Annotated in this window: 18 protein-coding genes; 12 read left to right on the forward strand and 6 right to left on the reverse strand. The window is 70.8% G+C overall.

All coding sequences use genetic code 11. From position 1 onward, the window contains the following. The first annotated feature begins 1 nt into the window (after window position 1). The 3 genes from ABOD76_RS08775 to ABOD76_RS08785 are packed head-to-tail and all read left to right on the forward strand — an operon-like array spanning window position 2 to window position 4,226. The gene (locus ABOD76_RS08775; RefSeq protein ID WP_350244452.1) at window positions 2-1,396 is read left to right on the forward strand and encodes a M1 family metallopeptidase; all 1,395 of its coding nucleotides are present in this window, start codon (window positions 2-4) and stop codon (window positions 1,394-1,396) included. A gap of 51 nt (window positions 1,397-1,447) precedes the next feature. Next, window positions 1,448-3,295 (forward strand): ABC transporter ATP-binding protein, encoded by a 1,848-nt coding sequence (locus ABOD76_RS08780; RefSeq protein WP_350244453.1) that lies wholly within the window; start codon window positions 1,448-1,450, stop codon window positions 3,293-3,295. Between the two features lie 49 nt (window positions 3,296-3,344). Further along, on the forward strand, window positions 3,345-4,226 hold the full coding sequence (locus ABOD76_RS08785; RefSeq protein WP_350244454.1) for an aldo/keto reductase: 882 nt from the start codon (window positions 3,345-3,347) through the stop codon (window positions 4,224-4,226). On the opposite strand, the gene ABOD76_RS08790 is transcribed toward ABOD76_RS08785, so the two are convergent. From ABOD76_RS08790 to ABOD76_RS08815, 6 genes are all read right to left on the reverse strand, one after another. Next, window positions 4,223-4,753: a GNAT family N-acetyltransferase gene (locus ABOD76_RS08790; protein WP_350244455.1), complete on the reverse strand. Its 531-nt coding sequence runs from the start codon at window positions 4,751-4,753 to the stop codon at window positions 4,223-4,225. The genes ABOD76_RS08785 and ABOD76_RS08790 overlap by 4 nt on opposite strands. A gap of 5 nt (window positions 4,754-4,758) precedes the next feature. Then, on the reverse strand, window positions 4,759-5,319 hold the full coding sequence (locus ABOD76_RS08795; RefSeq protein ID WP_350244456.1) for a DNA-3-methyladenine glycosylase: 561 nt from the start codon (window positions 5,317-5,319) through the stop codon (window positions 4,759-4,761). A 61-nt stretch (window positions 5,320-5,380) separates the two neighbouring features. Beyond that, on the reverse strand, window positions 5,381-6,397 hold the full coding sequence (locus tag ABOD76_RS08800) for an NADP-dependent oxidoreductase (protein WP_380130065.1): 1,017 nt from the start codon (window positions 6,395-6,397) through the stop codon (window positions 5,381-5,383). Between the two features lie 54 nt (window positions 6,398-6,451). Further along, window positions 6,452-7,405, reverse strand: a complete 954-nt coding sequence (locus ABOD76_RS08805; RefSeq protein ID WP_350244458.1) for an ABC transporter ATP-binding protein — start codon at window positions 7,403-7,405, stop codon at window positions 6,452-6,454. 13 nt (window positions 7,406-7,418) lie between these two features. Continuing rightward, a complete protein-coding gene (locus ABOD76_RS08810) occupies window positions 7,419-8,222 on the reverse strand; it encodes an ABC transporter permease (protein WP_350244459.1) in 804 nt (267 codons plus the stop codon). Continuing rightward, entirely contained in the window at window positions 8,215-9,030 is an 816-nt protein-coding gene (locus tag ABOD76_RS08815) for an ABC transporter permease (RefSeq protein WP_350244460.1), read from the reverse strand. The genes ABOD76_RS08810 and ABOD76_RS08815 overlap by 8 nt, the downstream gene beginning before the upstream one ends. 95 nt (window positions 9,031-9,125) lie before the next feature. Between ABOD76_RS08815 and rlmB the strand changes: the two genes are divergently transcribed. The 9 genes from rlmB (at window position 9,126) to ABOD76_RS08860 (ending at window position 15,573) form a co-directional block, all read left to right on the forward strand. Further along, window positions 9,126-9,842 (forward strand): 23S rRNA (guanosine(2251)-2'-O)-methyltransferase RlmB, encoded by a 717-nt coding sequence (gene rlmB, locus ABOD76_RS08820; protein WP_350244461.1) that lies wholly within the window; start codon window positions 9,126-9,128, stop codon window positions 9,840-9,842. After that, complete coding sequence (locus ABOD76_RS08825) at window positions 9,839-10,732, forward strand: aldose 1-epimerase (RefSeq protein ID WP_350244462.1); 894 nt, start codon at window positions 9,839-9,841, stop codon at window positions 10,730-10,732. The genes rlmB and ABOD76_RS08825 overlap by 4 nt, the downstream gene beginning before the upstream one ends. After that, window positions 10,726-11,625, forward strand: a complete 900-nt coding sequence (gene yedA / locus ABOD76_RS08830; protein ID WP_350244463.1) for a drug/metabolite exporter YedA — start codon at window positions 10,726-10,728, stop codon at window positions 11,623-11,625. The genes ABOD76_RS08825 and yedA overlap by 7 nt, the downstream gene beginning before the upstream one ends. Next, window positions 11,622-12,194 (forward strand): antibiotic biosynthesis monooxygenase, encoded by a 573-nt coding sequence (locus ABOD76_RS08835; RefSeq protein ID WP_350244464.1) that lies wholly within the window; start codon window positions 11,622-11,624, stop codon window positions 12,192-12,194. Before yedA ends, ABOD76_RS08835 begins: the two co-directional genes overlap by 4 nt. 138 nt (window positions 12,195-12,332) lie before the next feature. Continuing rightward, window positions 12,333-12,467: a 50S ribosomal protein L34 gene (gene rpmH, locus ABOD76_RS08840; protein WP_350244465.1), complete on the forward strand. Its 135-nt coding sequence runs from the start codon at window positions 12,333-12,335 to the stop codon at window positions 12,465-12,467. Between the two features lie 86 nt (window positions 12,468-12,553). Continuing rightward, window positions 12,554-12,964 carry a ribonuclease P protein component gene (rnpA, locus tag ABOD76_RS08845; protein WP_350245235.1) on the forward strand — a complete coding sequence of 137 codons (411 nt, stop codon included), beginning with the start codon at window positions 12,554-12,556 and terminating at the stop codon, window positions 12,962-12,964. Beyond that, a complete protein-coding gene (gene yidD / locus ABOD76_RS08850) occupies window positions 12,961-13,215 on the forward strand; it encodes a membrane protein insertion efficiency factor YidD (protein WP_350244466.1) in 255 nt (84 codons plus the stop codon). Before rnpA ends, yidD begins: the two co-directional genes overlap by 4 nt. Further along, the gene (yidC, locus tag ABOD76_RS08855) at window positions 13,212-14,846 is read left to right on the forward strand and encodes a membrane protein insertase YidC (RefSeq protein ID WP_350244467.1); all 1,635 of its coding nucleotides are present in this window, start codon (window positions 13,212-13,214) and stop codon (window positions 14,844-14,846) included. Before yidD ends, yidC begins: the two co-directional genes overlap by 4 nt. Before the next feature lie 145 nt (window positions 14,847-14,991). Next, on the forward strand, window positions 14,992-15,573 hold the full coding sequence (locus tag ABOD76_RS08860; protein WP_350244468.1) for a type 1 glutamine amidotransferase domain-containing protein: 582 nt from the start codon (window positions 14,992-14,994) through the stop codon (window positions 15,571-15,573). Window positions 15,574-15,617: the final 44 nt, after the last annotated feature.

Genomic DNA, 15,617 nt, shown 5'->3' on the forward strand with positions numbered 1-15,617 from the left:
GGTGAAGCGTCTGCCTGCCCTGCTCAGCGCTCTGGTCCTGACCTCATGGGGGCTGGCGCAGCCGGCCAACCCGGCCGCCACCGGCTACGGTGACCGCATCTACCCGGCGCTGGGCGACGCGGCCCTGGACGTGCAGCACTATGATCTGCGCCTGCGGCTGGAGGCGGCCGGCGCCGGGCAGGCGGGCCTGTCCGACACGCTCAGCGGGCAGGCGACCCTGAGCATTGTGGCCCGCGCGCCGCTGCAGCAGCTGAGCCTGGATTTCCTGGGCCCAAAGGTGAGCCGCGTGCAGGTGGATGGGCAGCCGGTGCGGTTTCAGCAGGGCGCGGAGAAGCTCACGGTCACGCTCCCCGGCACGCGCCCAGCCGGGCGGGCGTTTACGGTCACGGTGACGTATCAGGGCACGCCGGGGCTGCGCATCGACCAGTCGGACGGCGGGCTGCGGCTCGGCTGGATCACCCAGGGCGCCGGCAGCTACGTGCTGTCGGAGCCGGACGGCGCGCGCACCTTCTTTCCCTGCAACGACGTGCCGGCCGACGGCGCCAGCTATACGGTGCAGCTGGACGTGCCGGCCGGCTACACCGCGCTGGCCAGCGGCACCCCGCAGGGCAGCCGCACCGCCCAGGGCCGCACCGTGACCACCTTCGAGCTGCCGCAGCCGATTCCCACCTACGCCCTGGGCATCCACGTGAACCGGCTGGACGTGGTGACGCGCCCCGGCCCGGACGGCATCGTGCTGCGCGACGCGTACCCGGTGGGCCTGCCGCAGAACCTGCGCACGCCGTTTGCCAGCAGCGGCGAGATGATCGGCGTGCTGCAGGGCTGGCTGGGCCGCTTTCCGTTTGCCACCTACGGGGTGGCCCTGACCGAGGACCCGGGGATTCCGGCGCTGGAAACCGCCACCCTCAGCACCTTTCCGGCCCGCCAGAGCAGCGAGCGGGTGGCGGTCCATGAGCTGGCCCACCAGTGGTTCGGCGACACGGTGCGCCTCGCCGACTGGTCGGACGTGTGGCTCAACGAGGGCTTTGCCACCTACGCCGAACTGCTCTGGACCGAGCAGCAGGGGGGCAACGTGCCGGCCCTGGTGCAGTCGTGGTACAGCAGCGTGCAGCGCGCCGCGCCGCGCCCGCTGGTGGCCACCCGGCCCGAGCAGCTGTTCGACGCCAGCAGCTACCTGCGCGGCGCCCTGACGCTGCAGGCCCTGCGGCTGGCGGTGGGCGACGACCCCTTCCGGCGAGTGCTGCAGACCTGGGTGCAGCGCTACGGAGGGCAGAGCGCCGGCACCGCCGACTTCCTGCGGCTGGTGCAGCAGGTGGCGGGCGAGCCGGGGGCCGCGGCCATCCGGCCCTGGGTGGAGCAGGCCGCCCTGCCGCCGCTGCCCGTCGCCCCCGACTGAGCGGTGCCCTGCGCCGCTGTGCCGGGCTTCATTTGGGCTTAGGCTGGGACCATGCTTCCGGCCCGGTCCACCCGCACTGTTTCACCGGCCGCCCGTCCCCGCCGGGACTTCTCGCAGCTGCGCCGGCTGGCGCAGTTCGCGCGCCCCTACGTGCCGCTGCTGGCGCTGGGCATCGTCTGTACGCTGTTCTCCAGCGGCCTGAACCTGGTGTTTCCGGGACTGTTCGGGCGCCTGATTGACGCCAGCTTCCTGCGGGTGGGCAACACCGACACCGGGCCGCTGGACCGCATCGTGCTGCTGCTGCTGGGCATCTTCGCGCTGTCGGCGGCGTTCGGGGCAGCCCAGAGCTACCTGCTGTCGCGGATGGGCGCCTCGGTGGTGGCGGACCTGCGCCGGGCGCTGTTCTCGCACCTGCTGACGCTCAGCCCACGTTTCTTCGCCGCCCACAAGACCGGCGACTTGACCAGCCGGCTCACCGCCGACGTGGGCACGGTGCAGGGGGTGGTGAGCACCGCGCTGGCCCAGCTGTTCAGTCAGGCGGTCACGCTGGTGGGCGGCGTGGTGCTGCTGTTCGTGACCAGTGCCCGACTGAGCGTGGTGACGCTGGCGGTGATTCCGCTGGTCATCGGCACGGCCATTACCATCGGGCGGCGCATCCGGCGGGTGTCGCGGCAGGTGCAGGACGCCATCGCGGCGGCCAACGCCAATGCCGAGGAGGCCATCAGCGGGGTCCGGGTGGTGCAGAGCTTCACGGCCGAGGATCAGGAACGGGAGCGCTACGGCGCCGGCATCCTGGTGTCGTTCCGCGCGGCGCTGCAGCGGGCGCAGCTGCAGGCGCTGATGGCCGGCGTGATGAGCTTCCTGACCTTCGGAGCGCTGGCCGTGGTGCTGTGGTACGGCGGGCGGCAGGTGCTGAGCGGGGCCATCACGCCCGGCCATCTGGTGAGCTTCCTGTTCTACGCGCTGCAGGTGGGCATCACGGTCGCGTCGCTGACCGGCATCTTCAACCAGTTCCAGGAGGCGCTGGGCGCGTCCGGGCGCATCTTCGAGCTGCTGGACACCCGCTCGGACCTGCCGGAGGCAAGCCGCCCGGCGGCGCTGCAGCAGCCGGAGGGCCGGGTGGCGTTCCGGGACGTGAGCTTCGACTATGGCGACCGGGGCGACGCGCCGATCCTGAGCGGCCTGGATTTCGAGGTGCCGGCCGGTCAGGTGGTGGCGCTGGTCGGGCCGAGCGGGGCCGGCAAGAGCACCCTGGTGGGCCTGATTCCGCGCTTCTACGACGTGACGCAGGGTCAGCTGCTGATTGACGGCACCGACGTGCGTGAGCTGGCCCTGCACGACCTGCGCGCCCATGTGGGGCTGGTGCCGCAGGAGACGCTGCTGTTCTCCGGCACCATCCACGAGAACATCCTGTACGGCCGCCCCGGCGCCAGCGACGCGGAGGTGCAGCAGGCCGCCCGGGCCGCCAACGCCCACGACTTCATCGTGGGGTTCCCGGACGGCTATCAGACGGTGGTGGGCGAGCGCGGCGTGAAGCTCTCGGGCGGGCAGCGCCAGCGGGTGGCCATCGCGCGGGCGCTGCTGAAAAACCCGCGCATCCTGATTCTGGACGAGGCGACCAGCGCCCTCGACAGCGAGAGCGAGGCGCTGGTGCAGGACGCGCTGGAGCGGCTGATGGTCGGGCGCACCACCTTCGTGATCGCCCACCGACTCAGCACCATCCGCACCGCCGGGCGCATCCTGGTGCTGGAGGCGGGCCGGATCATCCAGGACGGCACCCACGAGACGCTGATGGCGTCCGGCGGCCTGTACCGCGAGCTGTACGAGATGCAGTTCCGGCGGCAGGCCGAGGGCGCCGCCGAACTGGACCGGCCCGCCGCCTCGCTGACCGGCGTGTGAAGACCGCCCCGGCTAGGCCCGGCCATGCGCAGCCCGCTACACTCCCCGAATGATCGAGCGTGAATTCGGCCGCAGCGGCCTCCAGGTGAGCGCCCTGGGCTTCGGGGCGGCGCACATCGGCAACCACGACGTGAGCGACGCGGAGGCGGAGCGGGTGCTGCACCGGGTGCTGGACCTGGGCGTCACCCTGCTGGACACCGCGCGCGGCTACGGCCTGAGCGAGGAGCGCATCGGGCGCTTCCTGCGCGGGCGGCGGGGCGAGTACGTGCTGTCCAGCAAGGGCGGCTACAGCGCCGAGGGCGCCCAGGACTGGACCGGCGACAGCATCCGGCTGGGCATCGAGCAGGCGCTGCAGCGGCTGCAGACCGACCACATCGACATCTTTCACCTGCACTCCCCGCCGCTGGAGACGCTGCGTCAGGAGGACCTGCTCTCGGCCCTGGACGCGGCGCGGCAGGCCGGGCACATCCGGGTGGCGGCCTACAGCGGCGAGAACGAGGCGCTGGCCTGGGCGGTGGAGTCGGGCCGCTTCGGGAGCGTGCAGACCAGCGTGAACCTCGCCGACCAGTGGAGCCTGCGCCACGTGCTGCCGCAGGCGAAGGAACGCGGCCTGGGCGTGATCGCCAAGCGGCCGGTGGCGAACATGGCCTGGACCTACCCGGAGCGCCCCACCGGCCAGTACCCGGAGGTGTACTGGGACCGGCTGCAGCAGCTGCAGCTGAACCCCGGCGATCTGGACTGGACCAGCTTCGCGCTGCGGTACTCGGCCTTCGCGCCGGGCGTGGACTCGGTGATCGTGGGCACCCGCAGCCTGCAGAACCTGGAACACGACGCCCGCATCGTGGAGCAGGGGCCGCTGCCGCCGGAGCTGCTGGCCACGGTGGACGCCGCCTGGCAGCAGCACGGGCACGGTTGGGGCGGCGAGGTCTAGCGGTCCAGGGGCGTCCGGGCCGGCCGCTCGAAGATCAGCTCCAGGCCATCGATCTCGTCCCACTGCTCCCCGACCTCGCGGAACCCGAAGGGCCGGATGGTGGCGAGCGAAGCCGAATTGTCCGGGCGGATGGTGGCCCGCACGGTCTGCACCCCCGCATGGCTTCCTGCCTCCTCCAGCAGGTCGCGCAGCATCGCGGTGGCGTAGCCCTGGCGGCGGTGAGCCGGGTCCACCGAGTACCCCACCTCCACCATGCCCGCCTCGTCTGGCGGGCCGTGGAATCCGGCGTAGCCCACCACCACGCCTGCCGGTTCGGCGGCCACCGCCCGCGCCACCCAGGCCGCGCTCGCCGGGTCACGCCGCATCTGGTCCAGGCGGTAGCGCCACAGCCACAGCGCTTCCTCGGTCAGGAAGAAGGGGCCCAGCGGCACGCCGAGCAGGGCGCTGGCCGCCTCGAGATCGTGGTCCAGCAGCGCCGAGAGCACCTGCGGGGTCAGTTTGAGCCAGCGGAGAACCTTGTCATTCATCTCACTTAAAGTAGCTCCATGCTCGGCTTTCCGCCGGACAGCCACGGGCTCCCCTGCTCGTAGAACCGCCACGGCAGGTTCTGGCCCGCCCGGATGCCCACCCGTGCCGAAACGCCCACCCGCTCGTCCGGCAGCGGCTGGCCCGGCGCCAGATACAGGTCCGGGCCGTTGACCGGCGCGCCCCGGAAGGCCGGGGCCAGCCCCATCGCCTGCACCAGCCGGGCCGGGCCGCTGGTCAGGTGCCGTTCGTTCACCACCGGGCGGTGCTCCAGCATAACCGGAATGCCCGCCAGCGGTTCCAGTGCCCGCAGCAGGATGCTGGCCGACACCCCCTCCTCCCGGCAGCTCACCTGCAGCAGCGGGTGGTTGTGCGCCACCCAGAAGATAAAGGTGCCGGGCGCTTCCGCCAGCGCCACCGTGCGGGCGGCGTGGAAGCGGCCCGCCGTGCAGCTGGGATCACGGGGGCAGTCGTAGGCCTCCACCTCCACCACCCGGCCCGCCATCACCCGGCCGTCCGGCAGGGTCCGCACCAGCACCGCGCCCAGCACGGCGCGCGCCACCCGCACCGGGTCGTGGTCGAAAAAGGCCGGGGCATAGGGCGTGAGGTGCTCGAACGCGGCCGGCAGCTTAAGCCTGCCCTTCCAGCCGCACGATCATCTTGCCGGTGTTCTGGCCCTCCAGCAGCCCGATAAACGCGCCCGGCGCCGCCTCGATGCCGTCCACGACCGTCTCGTCGTAGTGCAGCTGCCCCGCCTGAATCCAGCCGCCCACCTCCTGCACAAACGTGTCGTACAGGTCGTAGTGCGGCGTGACCAGAAAGCCGCGCAGGGTCAGCTGCTTGCCGATCATCTGGGCGAGGTTGCGCGGCGCGACCGGCGGCTCGGTGCTGTTGTACTGGCTGATCATGCCGCAGATGGCCGCCCGGCCACCCGGCTTCAGCGACGAGATGGCCGCCTCCAGATGCTCGCCGCCCACGTTGTCGAAGTACACGTCGAGGCCGTCCGGGGCCGCCTCGCGCAGCTGCCGCCCCACCGGACCGTCCCGGTAGCTGAAGGCGGCGTCGAACCCCAGCACGTCGGTCAGGTGCCGCACCTTGTCGGCGGAGCCGGCACTGCCCACCACCCGCGAAGCCCCCTTCAGCCGCGCGATCTGGCCCACCGCGCTGCCCACCGCGCCCGCCGCCCCCGACACGAACACCGCGTCGCCCGGCTGGAAGGCCGCCACCCGCAGCAGCCCGGCGTAGGCGGTCAGGCCCGGCATGCCCAGCACGCCCAGGTAGGCGCTGAGCGGCACGCCCGGCAGCGGTCGGATCACCCGCGCGCGCCGGGCATCCAGCACCGCGTGCGTGCGCCAGCCCTGGTCGTGCAGCACGTACTCGCCGGCCTGCACGCCCTCCGCCCGCGACACCCGCACCCGCCCCACGGCGCCGCCGGTCATGGTCTCGTTCAGCGCGAACGGCGGGGTGTAGCTCTTGACGTCGTTCATGCGGCCGCGCATGTACGGGTCCACCGTCAGGTACAGGTTCTCCACCAGCAGCTGCCCGTCCTGCGGCTCCGGCAGCGGCTGCTCAGTGAGGCGGAAATCGGTGGGGCGCGGCGCTCCCTGCGGGCGGGCCACCAGCTGAACTTCACGTGAGGTCGTCATGCTGCTGTCCATTTGGCACGCCGGTCCGGACCGCTGCGGTAAGCCGGAGTACGTTCAGTGCTCACGGTGCAGCAGCCGCTGCTCGTAGATGGTCCGCACCGTCGCCTCGATGTCCGGCTCCAGCACCCGCAGGTCGCGCACCGCCGCCTGCCGGGTCACGCGGGCGATCAGCTCGGCGGCACCCAGATCGCGGAAGCCGTACACCACGCGCGGGCCGTCCACGCTCAGCAGCGTGGCGCCCTCCACCTCGGGCCGGAGCGGCGGTTCCTGATAGTCCACCACCAGCTGCCGCTCGCCCCCGAAGCGCCGCTGCAGCTCCTCCAGGGCTCCGTCGTACAGCCGCCGCCCGCCGTCGATGATCATGACCCTGGGGCACAGCCGCTGCACGTCCGAGAGGTCGTGGGTGGTGAGCAGCACCGTCACGCCGCGCTCGCGGTTCACCTCGCGCACAAACTCACGGATGCGCTCGCGGGCCACCACGTCCAGCCCGATGGTCGGCTCGTCCAGGAACAGCAGCGGCGGGTCGTGCAGCAGCGCGGCCGCCAGATCGGCGCGCATCCGCTGCCCCAGGCTCAGCGAGCGCACCGGGGTCTGCAGGAACGGGCCCAGCTCCAGCAGCTCGGTGAAGGCGGCGAGGTTCTGGCGGTAGCGGGCTGCCGGAATGCGGTACACGTGCTGCAGCAACGCCAGCGACTCGGCCACCGGCAGATCCCACCACAGGGTGGTGCGCTGCCCGAACACCGCCCCGATCCCGGCCACGTAGCGCCGCCGCTCCTGCCACGGCACCAGCCCGTTTACCTGCACCTCGCCGCTGGTGGGCACCAGCAGCCCGGTCAGCACCTTGATGGTGGTGCTCTTGCCGGCGCCGTTGGGCCCCAGGTAGCCGACCATCTCGCCGGCCGCCACCGTGAAGCTCAGGTCGTCGATGGCGCGGGTCTGAACTGACCGGGAGAACAGGCCCCCCTGCCGGCGGCTGAAGGTCTTGACGAGGTGAGACACGCGGATCATGACTGAATCCTCCTCACGCGCCGGCCCCCTGGTAGCGGCGCAGCCCGAAGCGCCAGAAGCGCAGCCCCAGCAGCAGCATCGCCACGCCGATCACGGGAGACAGCCACGCGGTCCAGCCGGGCAGGCCTGCCGGAAACGGCCGGTCCAGCAGCCGCAGGGCCGGCGGGTAGCTGAGCAGGCCCACCGGCACCAGCAAGGCGGCGCGGCGCAGCCACTCGTCGTAGATGGTGAGCGGATAGCTGATCAGGGCCTTGCCCCCGTAGGTCAGGATGTTCATCGCTTCCAGGCTGCCCTGGGTCCAGAAGGTCAGGGTGCCGCCGACGATGAACAGCCCGCCGAAGAACAGCACCAGCCCCAGCACGCTCAGCAGCAGCAGCAGCAGCTTCAGCGGACTCCACATCACCGGGTGCAGGTGCAGCGCCAGCAGCAGGATGCCGCCCGCCAGCACCATCCGGCCCACCCGCCGCAGCGCGAACTCCGAGCCGAACACCTGCATCGTCAGCGGGGCCGGGCGCAGCAGCAGCGTGTCCAGCCGGCCCTGCCGAATCAGGGTGTCCAGGTTGGGGGCGTCGAACCCGCCGAACACCAGATCCATCAGCGCAAAGCCCAGCTCGGCCAGCCCATACAGCAGCGCCACCTCGCCCAGCGTCCAGCCGCCTAACCGGGGAAAGCGCTGCATCACCAGCGCGAAGGCGGCGAACTCGGTCAGGGTCAGCAGCACGGTGGCCGCCACGTCCAGCGCGAAGGCCAGCGGGTAGCTGAGCTGCGAGCGCACCTGCGCCCGGATCAGCCGCAGGTACAGCACCACGCTAGCCACCCAGCACCACCAGCCGCCGGGTGGCGCGGGCCAGCACCACCCGCGACAGCAGCAGCAGCCCGAGCGCCCAGCCGAGCTGGACCGTCAGCAGCCGCAGCGCGGCCGGCCCGCTGGCCGCGCCGGTCCAGAGGTCCACGATGGCCTGCATCATGCTGGGAAAGGGGGTCAGCCAGCAGACCCGCTGCACCCACTCGGGAAACAGGTTCAGCGGCAGCAGGAACCCCGAGGCAAACATCAGCACGGTGAAGCCCAGCCGCCCGATGCCCAGCGCGTTGGGCGACCAGAAGGCCGACAGGTTCAGCAGGAAGCGGAAGCCGAAGCTGGTGAGCCAGCCGAGCAGCAGCGCCGCCAGCACCCGCAGCCACGCGCCGGGCGTGGCGGGCCAGCGCAGCTGAAACAGCAGGCTGTACAGCAGCAGCGTCGGGGCGGCGCGCATCAGCAGCTGCGACGCGGCCCGGCCCGCGTCCTGGGCCAGCCACAGCAGGAAGTAGTCGGTGGGCCGCAGCAGGTCGCTGGCCACCTCGCCCCGGTGAACCGTCTGCATCAGCTCGTACCAGCCAAAGAGGCTCATCACCATGATCAGCGCCTGGGTCAGCCCGGTGTAGGTGATGGCCGCCGGGGCGTCGAAGCCCGCCACCTCGCGGCCCTGCAGCAGCGCCAGCAGCACGCTGACGCGCAGCACCCCGAAGAACAGGTTGGTGAGCAGCCCGGCCACGGCGGCCCGGCGGTAGGTCAGCTGCCGCCGGAAACTGCGCCGGGCAATTTCCCAGAACAGCCGCAGTTCAGAGACAAGGAGGCCGGAATGCATGGGCCGCCCAGCGTAGCGTGCCCGGACCCGGCGCACCATCGGCACAATGGCGGAGCGACCTGCCGGGAGCGCTCCCTTTCCCGTAGACTTGCCGCATGTTGCTCTACGGAAGAAACCCGGTGCTCGAAGCGCTCAAGGCCGGGCTGGTGCAGGAACTGCTGGTGGCCCGGGGCGTCGAGGAGGCGCTGGTCAAGGAGCTGAAGGGCTATGACGTGCGCCTGAAGTTCGCCGCGCGCATCGAGCTGGACCAGATCGCCGGCACCACCGATCACCAGGGGGTCATCGCGGAGGTCGAGGACCTGGCGTGGGCCACGGTGGACGACATCCTGGACCGGGCCGAGCAGCGCGGCGAGCAGCTGCTGATCGTGCTGCTGGACGGCATCACCGACCCGCGCAACTTCGGGGCCATCATCCGCTCGGCGGAGGTGCTGGGTGCGCACGGCGTGGTGGTGGAGGAGCGCCGCAGCGCCCCGCTGTCGGCCACAGTCGCCAAGGCGGCGGCCGGCGCCACCAGCTTCCTGCCGGTGGCCCAGACCAAGAACCTGCCCCGGCTGATCGACCAGCTGAAGGCCGAGAACGTGTGGGTGTACGGGGCGGCGGGCGAAGCCGCCCAGCCGCTGGCCCGGCTGGACTTTGACCGCCCGCTGGCCCTGGTGATCGGCGCCGAGGGCGAGGGCATGCGGCGGCTGGTGCGCGAGAAGTGCGACGAGCTGGTGAGCATTCCGGTGCGCGGGCAGGTGCAGAGCCTGAACGCCTCGGTGGCCGCCGGCATTCTGATTCACCACGCCGTGTCCAGCCGGGTGGCCCGGTGAACACCCTGCGCATCCACAACGAGCACTGGCGGCTGGAGGTGCTGCCGGAACTGGGCGCCAGCGTGCTGAACCTGTCGTCGGCCTCGGGGCGCCCGGTGCTGCGCCACGTGGACGTGAAGGACGTGCAGACCAGCAGCCAGTGCGCCAGCTTCACGCTGATGCCGTACAGCAACCGCATCCGCGACGCCCGCTTCCGTTTCGAGGGCCGCGAGGTGCAGCTGCGGCCCAGCCAGCCGGGTGGCCACACGGTACAGCACGGCGACGTCCGCAATCGGCCCTGGCGGGTGCAGCCGGTCAGCGGCACCCATCTGGTGGGCCTCTTCGACAGCCGCGACTGCGCGGACATCAACTGGCCCTGGGCCTTCACCGCCCGGATCGAATACGTGCTGCACGGCCCGCACCTGGACATGGCCCTGACGCTCACCAATGTCTCGGGCGAGCCGATGCCGGCCGGGATGGGCCTGCACCCGTACTTTGCCCGCTGGCAGGACGACACCGACCCCACCGTGCAGTTCCAGGCGGGCGGGGTGTACCACGTGGACGACACCCTGATGCCCACCGAAGCGGCCCAGGACGTGCCGCCGGAACTGGACTTTTCCAGCGCCCGGTCCATCGGCCCGGCGCAGCTGGACCGGGTGTACGGCAGCTGGGACGGGGTGGCGCGGCTCGCCTGGGGCGAGCGGTCCGTCACGCTGACCGCCGACGCCGCCTTTTCGCATCTGGTGCTGTTCACCGCCCCTGACGGCAGCCTGGCGATGGAGCCGGTCACGCACGCCACCGACGCCTTCAATCTGGCGGCCCGGGGCGTGCACGGCACCGACATGCGGGTGCTGCAGAGCGGTGAGGCCCTCTCCGGCGCGGTGCGGCTCACGCTGGACGGCCCATGGTAACGAGCGGTCAGAACGCCCAGACCCCGGCCCCGCCGCTCACCACCAGCATCCTGCTGGCGCTGGCCGCCGTGTATGTGGTGTGGGGCAGCACCTACTTCGGCATCAAGCTGGCCATCGGCACGCTGCCGCCGCTGGGCATGCTGGGCCTACGCTTTCTGCTGGCCGGCCTGCTCCTGTATCCGGTGCTGCGGCTGCGTGGCGTCCCGAACCCCACCCCGGCGCAGTGGGGCTGGAGCGCGGCGGTGGGCCTGCTGCTGCTGGGCGGCGGCACCGGGCTGGTCACGCTGGCGGAGCGGCAGGCCAGCAGCAGCGTGGCGGCCATGCTGATTGCGGTCAGTCCGCTGTTCGCCAGCCTGTTCGGGCGGCTGTGGGGCGAGCGCACCTCGGGGCGCGAGTGGCTGGGCATCGGGGTGGGACTGGTCGGCATTGTGCTGCTGAACGTGGGTGAGCTGCACGCCACCCCGCTGGCGGCGGTGCTGCTGGTGCTGGCCCCGCTGTGCTGGACCTTCGGGAGTCAGTGGTCGCGGCGCCTGGACCTGCCCAGCGGCCTGATGGGGAGCGCCGCCGAGATGCTGACGGGGGGCGCGGTGCTGATGCTGCTGAGCACGCTGACCGGCGAGCACTGGCGCCAGCCCAGCGCCACCAGCCTGTGGGCGCTGGCCTACCTGGTGGTGTTCGGGAGCATCGTGGCCTACAGCGCCTACATGTATCTGGTGGCGCACACCCGCCCGGCGCTGGCCACCAGCTACGCCTACGTCAACCCGCTGGTGGCGGTGCTGCTGGGCCTGGGGCTGGGCGGCGAGCACCTGGGCGCCTACGGCTGGACCGGACTGGTGGTCATCACGCTGGGTGTGCTGCTGGTGGTGTGGCCGGCCCAGAAACCGGCGGCATGACCCGCCCCGCTGAGCTGCAGGACCCGGTGACCATCGTGGTGCGGCGGCGGGTGCGGGCCGGCCAGGAGGCCGCCTACGAGACGTGGCTGGGCGCGCTGTCCAGCGAACTGGCGCACTTTTCCGGCCATCTGGGCCTGGGCGTCATCCGGCCGGCCCCCGGCGAGCGCAACTACACCATGGTGGTGCGCTTCACCGACTTCGACAGCGCCGAGGCCTGGGAACACTCGGCCGAGCGCGCCCGCTGCCTGGCCGAGGTGGAGCCGCTGCTGGACGGCGAAACCACCATCGACAAGCAGCCGGGGCTGGAGTTCTGGTTCACCCCGCCGGGCAGCCCCACCCTGCGCCAGCCGCCGCGCTGGAAGATGGTGCTGCTGACCGTGCTGGCCCTATACCCCACCAGCCTGCTGGTGAACCTGACGCTGGGACCGCTGCTGGGCCACCTGCCGCTGGTGGTGCGGGTGCTGTTCCAGTCGCTGCTGATCGTGCCGACCATGACCTATCTGGTGATGCCGCTGATCACGCGCGGGTTTGCCGCGTGGCTGTCCCCGCCGGCCCCTACCCAAGCCTGAGCGGGCCATGCTACACTTCTGTGGTTTGCTCCCCGGTTCACGCCGGGCCAGGAGCACGGCAGGCCGCCCGCAAGGGCTCACTGGCCCCCACAGGCAGGCCGCCACAGCTGTACCGCCACCACCCAGAGGAGAAGCACCATGAAGCGTACCTACCAGCCCAACGTCCGCAAGCGGGCCAAGACCCACGGCTTCCGCATCCGCATGAAGACCAAGAGTGGCCGCAACGTCCTGCAGCGCCGCCGCGCCAAGGGCCGTCACCGCCTGACCGTCTGATCGCCGCCCAGCGGGCCGTCAGCGTGAACCTTCCTCAACCAAGCGCCACCAGCACGCCACAGCCGCGTCGGGTGGCGCTTGACGCATTGCGTGGCGACCGCGAATTCCGCAAGGTCCGCACCCACGGCCAGATGGTGCGCCACCGGCTGTTCGGGCTGCGCATCACCGATTACCGCCCCCGCTACGGTGAGCAGTGGCGGCCACGCGCCATCATCGGGATCGTGGTGTCCAAGAAGACCCTGAAGCGGGCCGTGGACCGCAACCGCGTGCGCCGCCGGGTGCGCGAGGCGCTGCGGACCTTGCCGACCCTGCCGCCCTGCCGCGCCATCCTGACGCCCAACGCCGACGTGCTGCGGGTGCCGTTCGCTGAGCTGCAGACGGCGCTGGCGGCCTCGCTGGGCCGCGCCGAGCTCAAGGGCGCGGCCAGGGGACGCAACCGGACGCCCGACCGCCGCGTATCGGAGGCTGTGAAGCCCACCAGCCCAGGACAGCCATGAGCAGTCTGCCGGCCCGGATGCTGGTGCAGGCGGTGCGCGGGTATCAGCGGCAGCTGTCGCCGCTCAAGCCCGCGCCCACCTGCCGGTTCACCCCCACCTGCAGTCAGTATGCTGTAGAGGCCATCGAGCGGCACGGCGCCGTGCGGGGCGGCCTGCTGGCCGCCTGGCGGGTGGCGCGCTGCAACCCGCTCAACCCCGGCGGCTACGACCCGGTGCCGCCCGCCCCTCTTCCCAGGAAAGAACAGTCATGACCAAATTGCTGAAATCCCTGCTGGCGCTGGCCAGTCTCGCTGCGCTCGGTACTGCCGGCGCCAACGTCACGCCTGAGTGGATTCAGGCCGATTTCAACGGCGATGGCCAGAAGGACGCCATCTACACCAGCAACCTGGCGGACATCGTGTTCAACCCGCAGGGTGAGGTGATCGGCTGGTACGTCAAGGTGCAGCCGGGCAAGGCCATCATCAAGCGGACCACCAACAAGCAGACCAACGCGGTCGGCTACGACTTCAGCGCGCTGCAGAAAGCCGGCAACGGCGTGGCGTCCAACCTGGTGGGTCAGGACGGCGGCAAGGCGCTGGAGGTGCGGATTCCCGGCGTCACGGGCGCCAAGACCGCTGAGCCGATGCAGCTGGCCACCGACATCCCCCACAACCGCCTGACCGCCACCTTCCGCTACAGCCAGGGGGCTGCCACGGTCACCAAGGCGGTGGTGCTGCACCCCCGTCAGTTCAACGTGCAGGCCACCTTCAACGTGACCGGGGCCAGCGGCTACAGCGTGAACTTCGCGGGCCTGAGCCGCAACGCCGACCCGGCCGTGAAGGCCGCGGCCCAGGGCGGCCAGCTGCAGAGCGGCCAGACCCAGGTGCAGAACATTCAGTACGCGGCCATGCAGGACGCCATCAACCACGGCTTCCTGGGGCTGGGCAGCAACTCCTACACGGCCAGCGCGCTGATCGTGCGGCCCCAGAGCGGCACGACCGCGAACGTCAGCACCACCACCGGCCAGAAGGCGGCCCTGTCGCTGACCGGCCTGAGCGGTGAGAGCAGATTTGACGTGTACGGCGGCAAGAACGAGCTGATCCACCTGTATCAGGAGGGCTACACCAAGCTGCCGGGCGTGTTCGAGCCGAACCTGTTCGGCCAGATCAGCCTGCTGGTGGTGAAGTTCATGGAGTGGCTGTACAGCTTCCTGGGCAACTGGGGGCTGGTGATCCTGGTGCTGACGGTGGTGCTGCGGCTGGCCATCTGGCCGCTGATGCAGACGCAGGGCCGCACCACCGCCAAGATGCAGATGGTGCAGCCGCTGCTGAAGGAAGCCCAGGAGAAGTACAAGGACAATCCGCAGCAGCTGCAGGCCGAGACGATGCGGCTGTACCGCGAGAACAACGTCAACCCGGCCGGCTGCCTGAGCATGTTCGTGCCGTTCCCGATCCTGATCGCGCTGTACTCCACCATCCGCAACTTCGAGTTCGATCAGGGGCTCGGCTGGATTCCGGACCTGAGCATCCCGGACCCGCTGTACATCCTGGCGGCGCTGTACGTGCTGGCCAACCTGCTGCAGCTGTACGTCAGCACCCGCAAGACCCCGCAGATGTTCAAGCAGCAGTCGTTCATCTACCTGATCTTCGCGTACTTCGCCATCACCTTCCCGGCCGGCGTGACCATGTACTGGATCATCAGCACCCTGATCGGCGCCGGGCAGCAGTTCCTGATCAACAAGCAGGTGGAGGCGCACATGGCCGGCGGCCTGCAGCGGGTGGAGCGCGTGGCCGGACCGCGCGCCGCCAAGACGGTGGACGCCAGCGCCAGCAAGAGCACGCCGGCGCGGACCACCGTGGTCAAGCCGCTCAAGCCCAGCAAGCCCGCCACGGACAAGAAGTAACACGCCCATCACGGCGCGGGCCATGCCTTAGAGCATGGCCCGCGCTGCCTTGCTGGGTCTGCTTCAAGCTGGGCTGAACCTCCCGTAAACGGCACTTGAGGCTCACTTCAGAAGCGGCGCAGGACCAGCGGCCTAGGGTGAACCCATGACACAGCAAGGCAACTCCGTGAGCGGCAAGCGGGTCGCGATTCTGGCAACCGACGGCTTTGAACAGGTGGAACTGACCGGCCCCAAAGAGGCCCTGGACCAGGCGGGCGCCCAGACGACCATCGTGAGTCTGAAGCCCGGCAGCATTCAGGGCATGAACGGCGACACCGAGCTGGGCGACACCTTCCCGGTGGACCAGACGGTGGAACAGGTCAGCGCGAATGACTTCGACGCGCTGCTACTGCCGGGCGGCGTGGCCAACCCGGACAAACTGCGGACCAACAAGCAGGCGGTGGCGCTGGTGAAGGCGTTCTATGACAGCGGCAAGCCGATTGCGGCCATCTGCCACGGCCCCTGGACGCTGGTGGAGGCGGACGTGGTGCGCGGCCTCCAGGTGACCAGCTGGCCCAGCCTGCAGACCGACCTGCGGAACGCCGGGGCCAGCTGGGTGGACGAGACGGTCGTCACGGACCGGGGCGTGGTGACCAGCCGCAACCCGCAGGACATTCCCAACTTCAATCGCAAGATGCTGGAGGAGTTCGCGGAAGGCGACCACAGCCAGAAGCGCCAGCAGAGCTGAGCCGCTCCATAAAGGGGGCGGGCGAGCCGATCGGCTCGCCCGCC

Origin of the sequence: Deinococcus sonorensis KR-87 (genome assembly GCF_040256395.1) — a bacterium.
Classification (GTDB): domain Bacteria; phylum Deinococcota; class Deinococci; order Deinococcales; family Deinococcaceae; genus Deinococcus; species Deinococcus sonorensis.

Bases quoted from the DNA above. Each gene is read 5' to 3' on its own strand.
- rlmB (WP_350244461.1), top strand. From the start codon at position 9,126: ATGTTGCTCTACGGAAGAAACCCGGTGCTCGAAGCGCTCAAGGCCGGG.
- ABOD76_RS08790 (WP_350244455.1), bottom strand. From the start codon at position 4,753: ATGAATGACAAGGTTCTCCGCTGGCTCAAACTGACCCCGCAGGTGCTC.
- yedA (WP_350244463.1), top strand. From the start codon at position 10,726: ATGGTAACGAGCGGTCAGAACGCCCAGACCCCGGCCCCGCCGCTCACC.
- ABOD76_RS08780 (WP_350244453.1), top strand. From the start codon at position 1,448: ATGCTTCCGGCCCGGTCCACCCGCACTGTTTCACCGGCCGCCCGTCCC.
- rpmH (WP_350244465.1), top strand. From the start codon at position 12,333: ATGAAGCGTACCTACCAGCCCAACGTCCGCAAGCGGGCCAAGACCCAC.
- ABOD76_RS08815 (WP_350244460.1), bottom strand. From the start codon at position 9,030: ATGCATTCCGGCCTCCTTGTCTCTGAACTGCGGCTGTTCTGGGAAATT.
- ABOD76_RS08860 (WP_350244468.1), top strand. From the start codon at position 14,992: ATGACACAGCAAGGCAACTCCGTGAGCGGCAAGCGGGTCGCGATTCTG.
- ABOD76_RS08800 (WP_380130065.1), bottom strand. From the start codon at position 6,397: ATGACGACCTCACGTGAAGTTCAGCTGGTGGCCCGCCCGCAGGGAGCG.
- yidC (WP_350244467.1), top strand. From the start codon at position 13,212: ATGACCAAATTGCTGAAATCCCTGCTGGCGCTGGCCAGTCTCGCTGCG.
- ABOD76_RS08785 (WP_350244454.1), top strand. From the start codon at position 3,345: ATGATCGAGCGTGAATTCGGCCGCAGCGGCCTCCAGGTGAGCGCCCTG.
- ABOD76_RS08805 (WP_350244458.1), bottom strand. From the start codon at position 7,405: ATGATCCGCGTGTCTCACCTCGTCAAGACCTTCAGCCGCCGGCAGGGG.
- yidD (WP_350244466.1), top strand. From the start codon at position 12,961: ATGAGCAGTCTGCCGGCCCGGATGCTGGTGCAGGCGGTGCGCGGGTAT.
- ABOD76_RS08835 (WP_350244464.1), top strand. From the start codon at position 11,622: ATGACCCGCCCCGCTGAGCTGCAGGACCCGGTGACCATCGTGGTGCGG.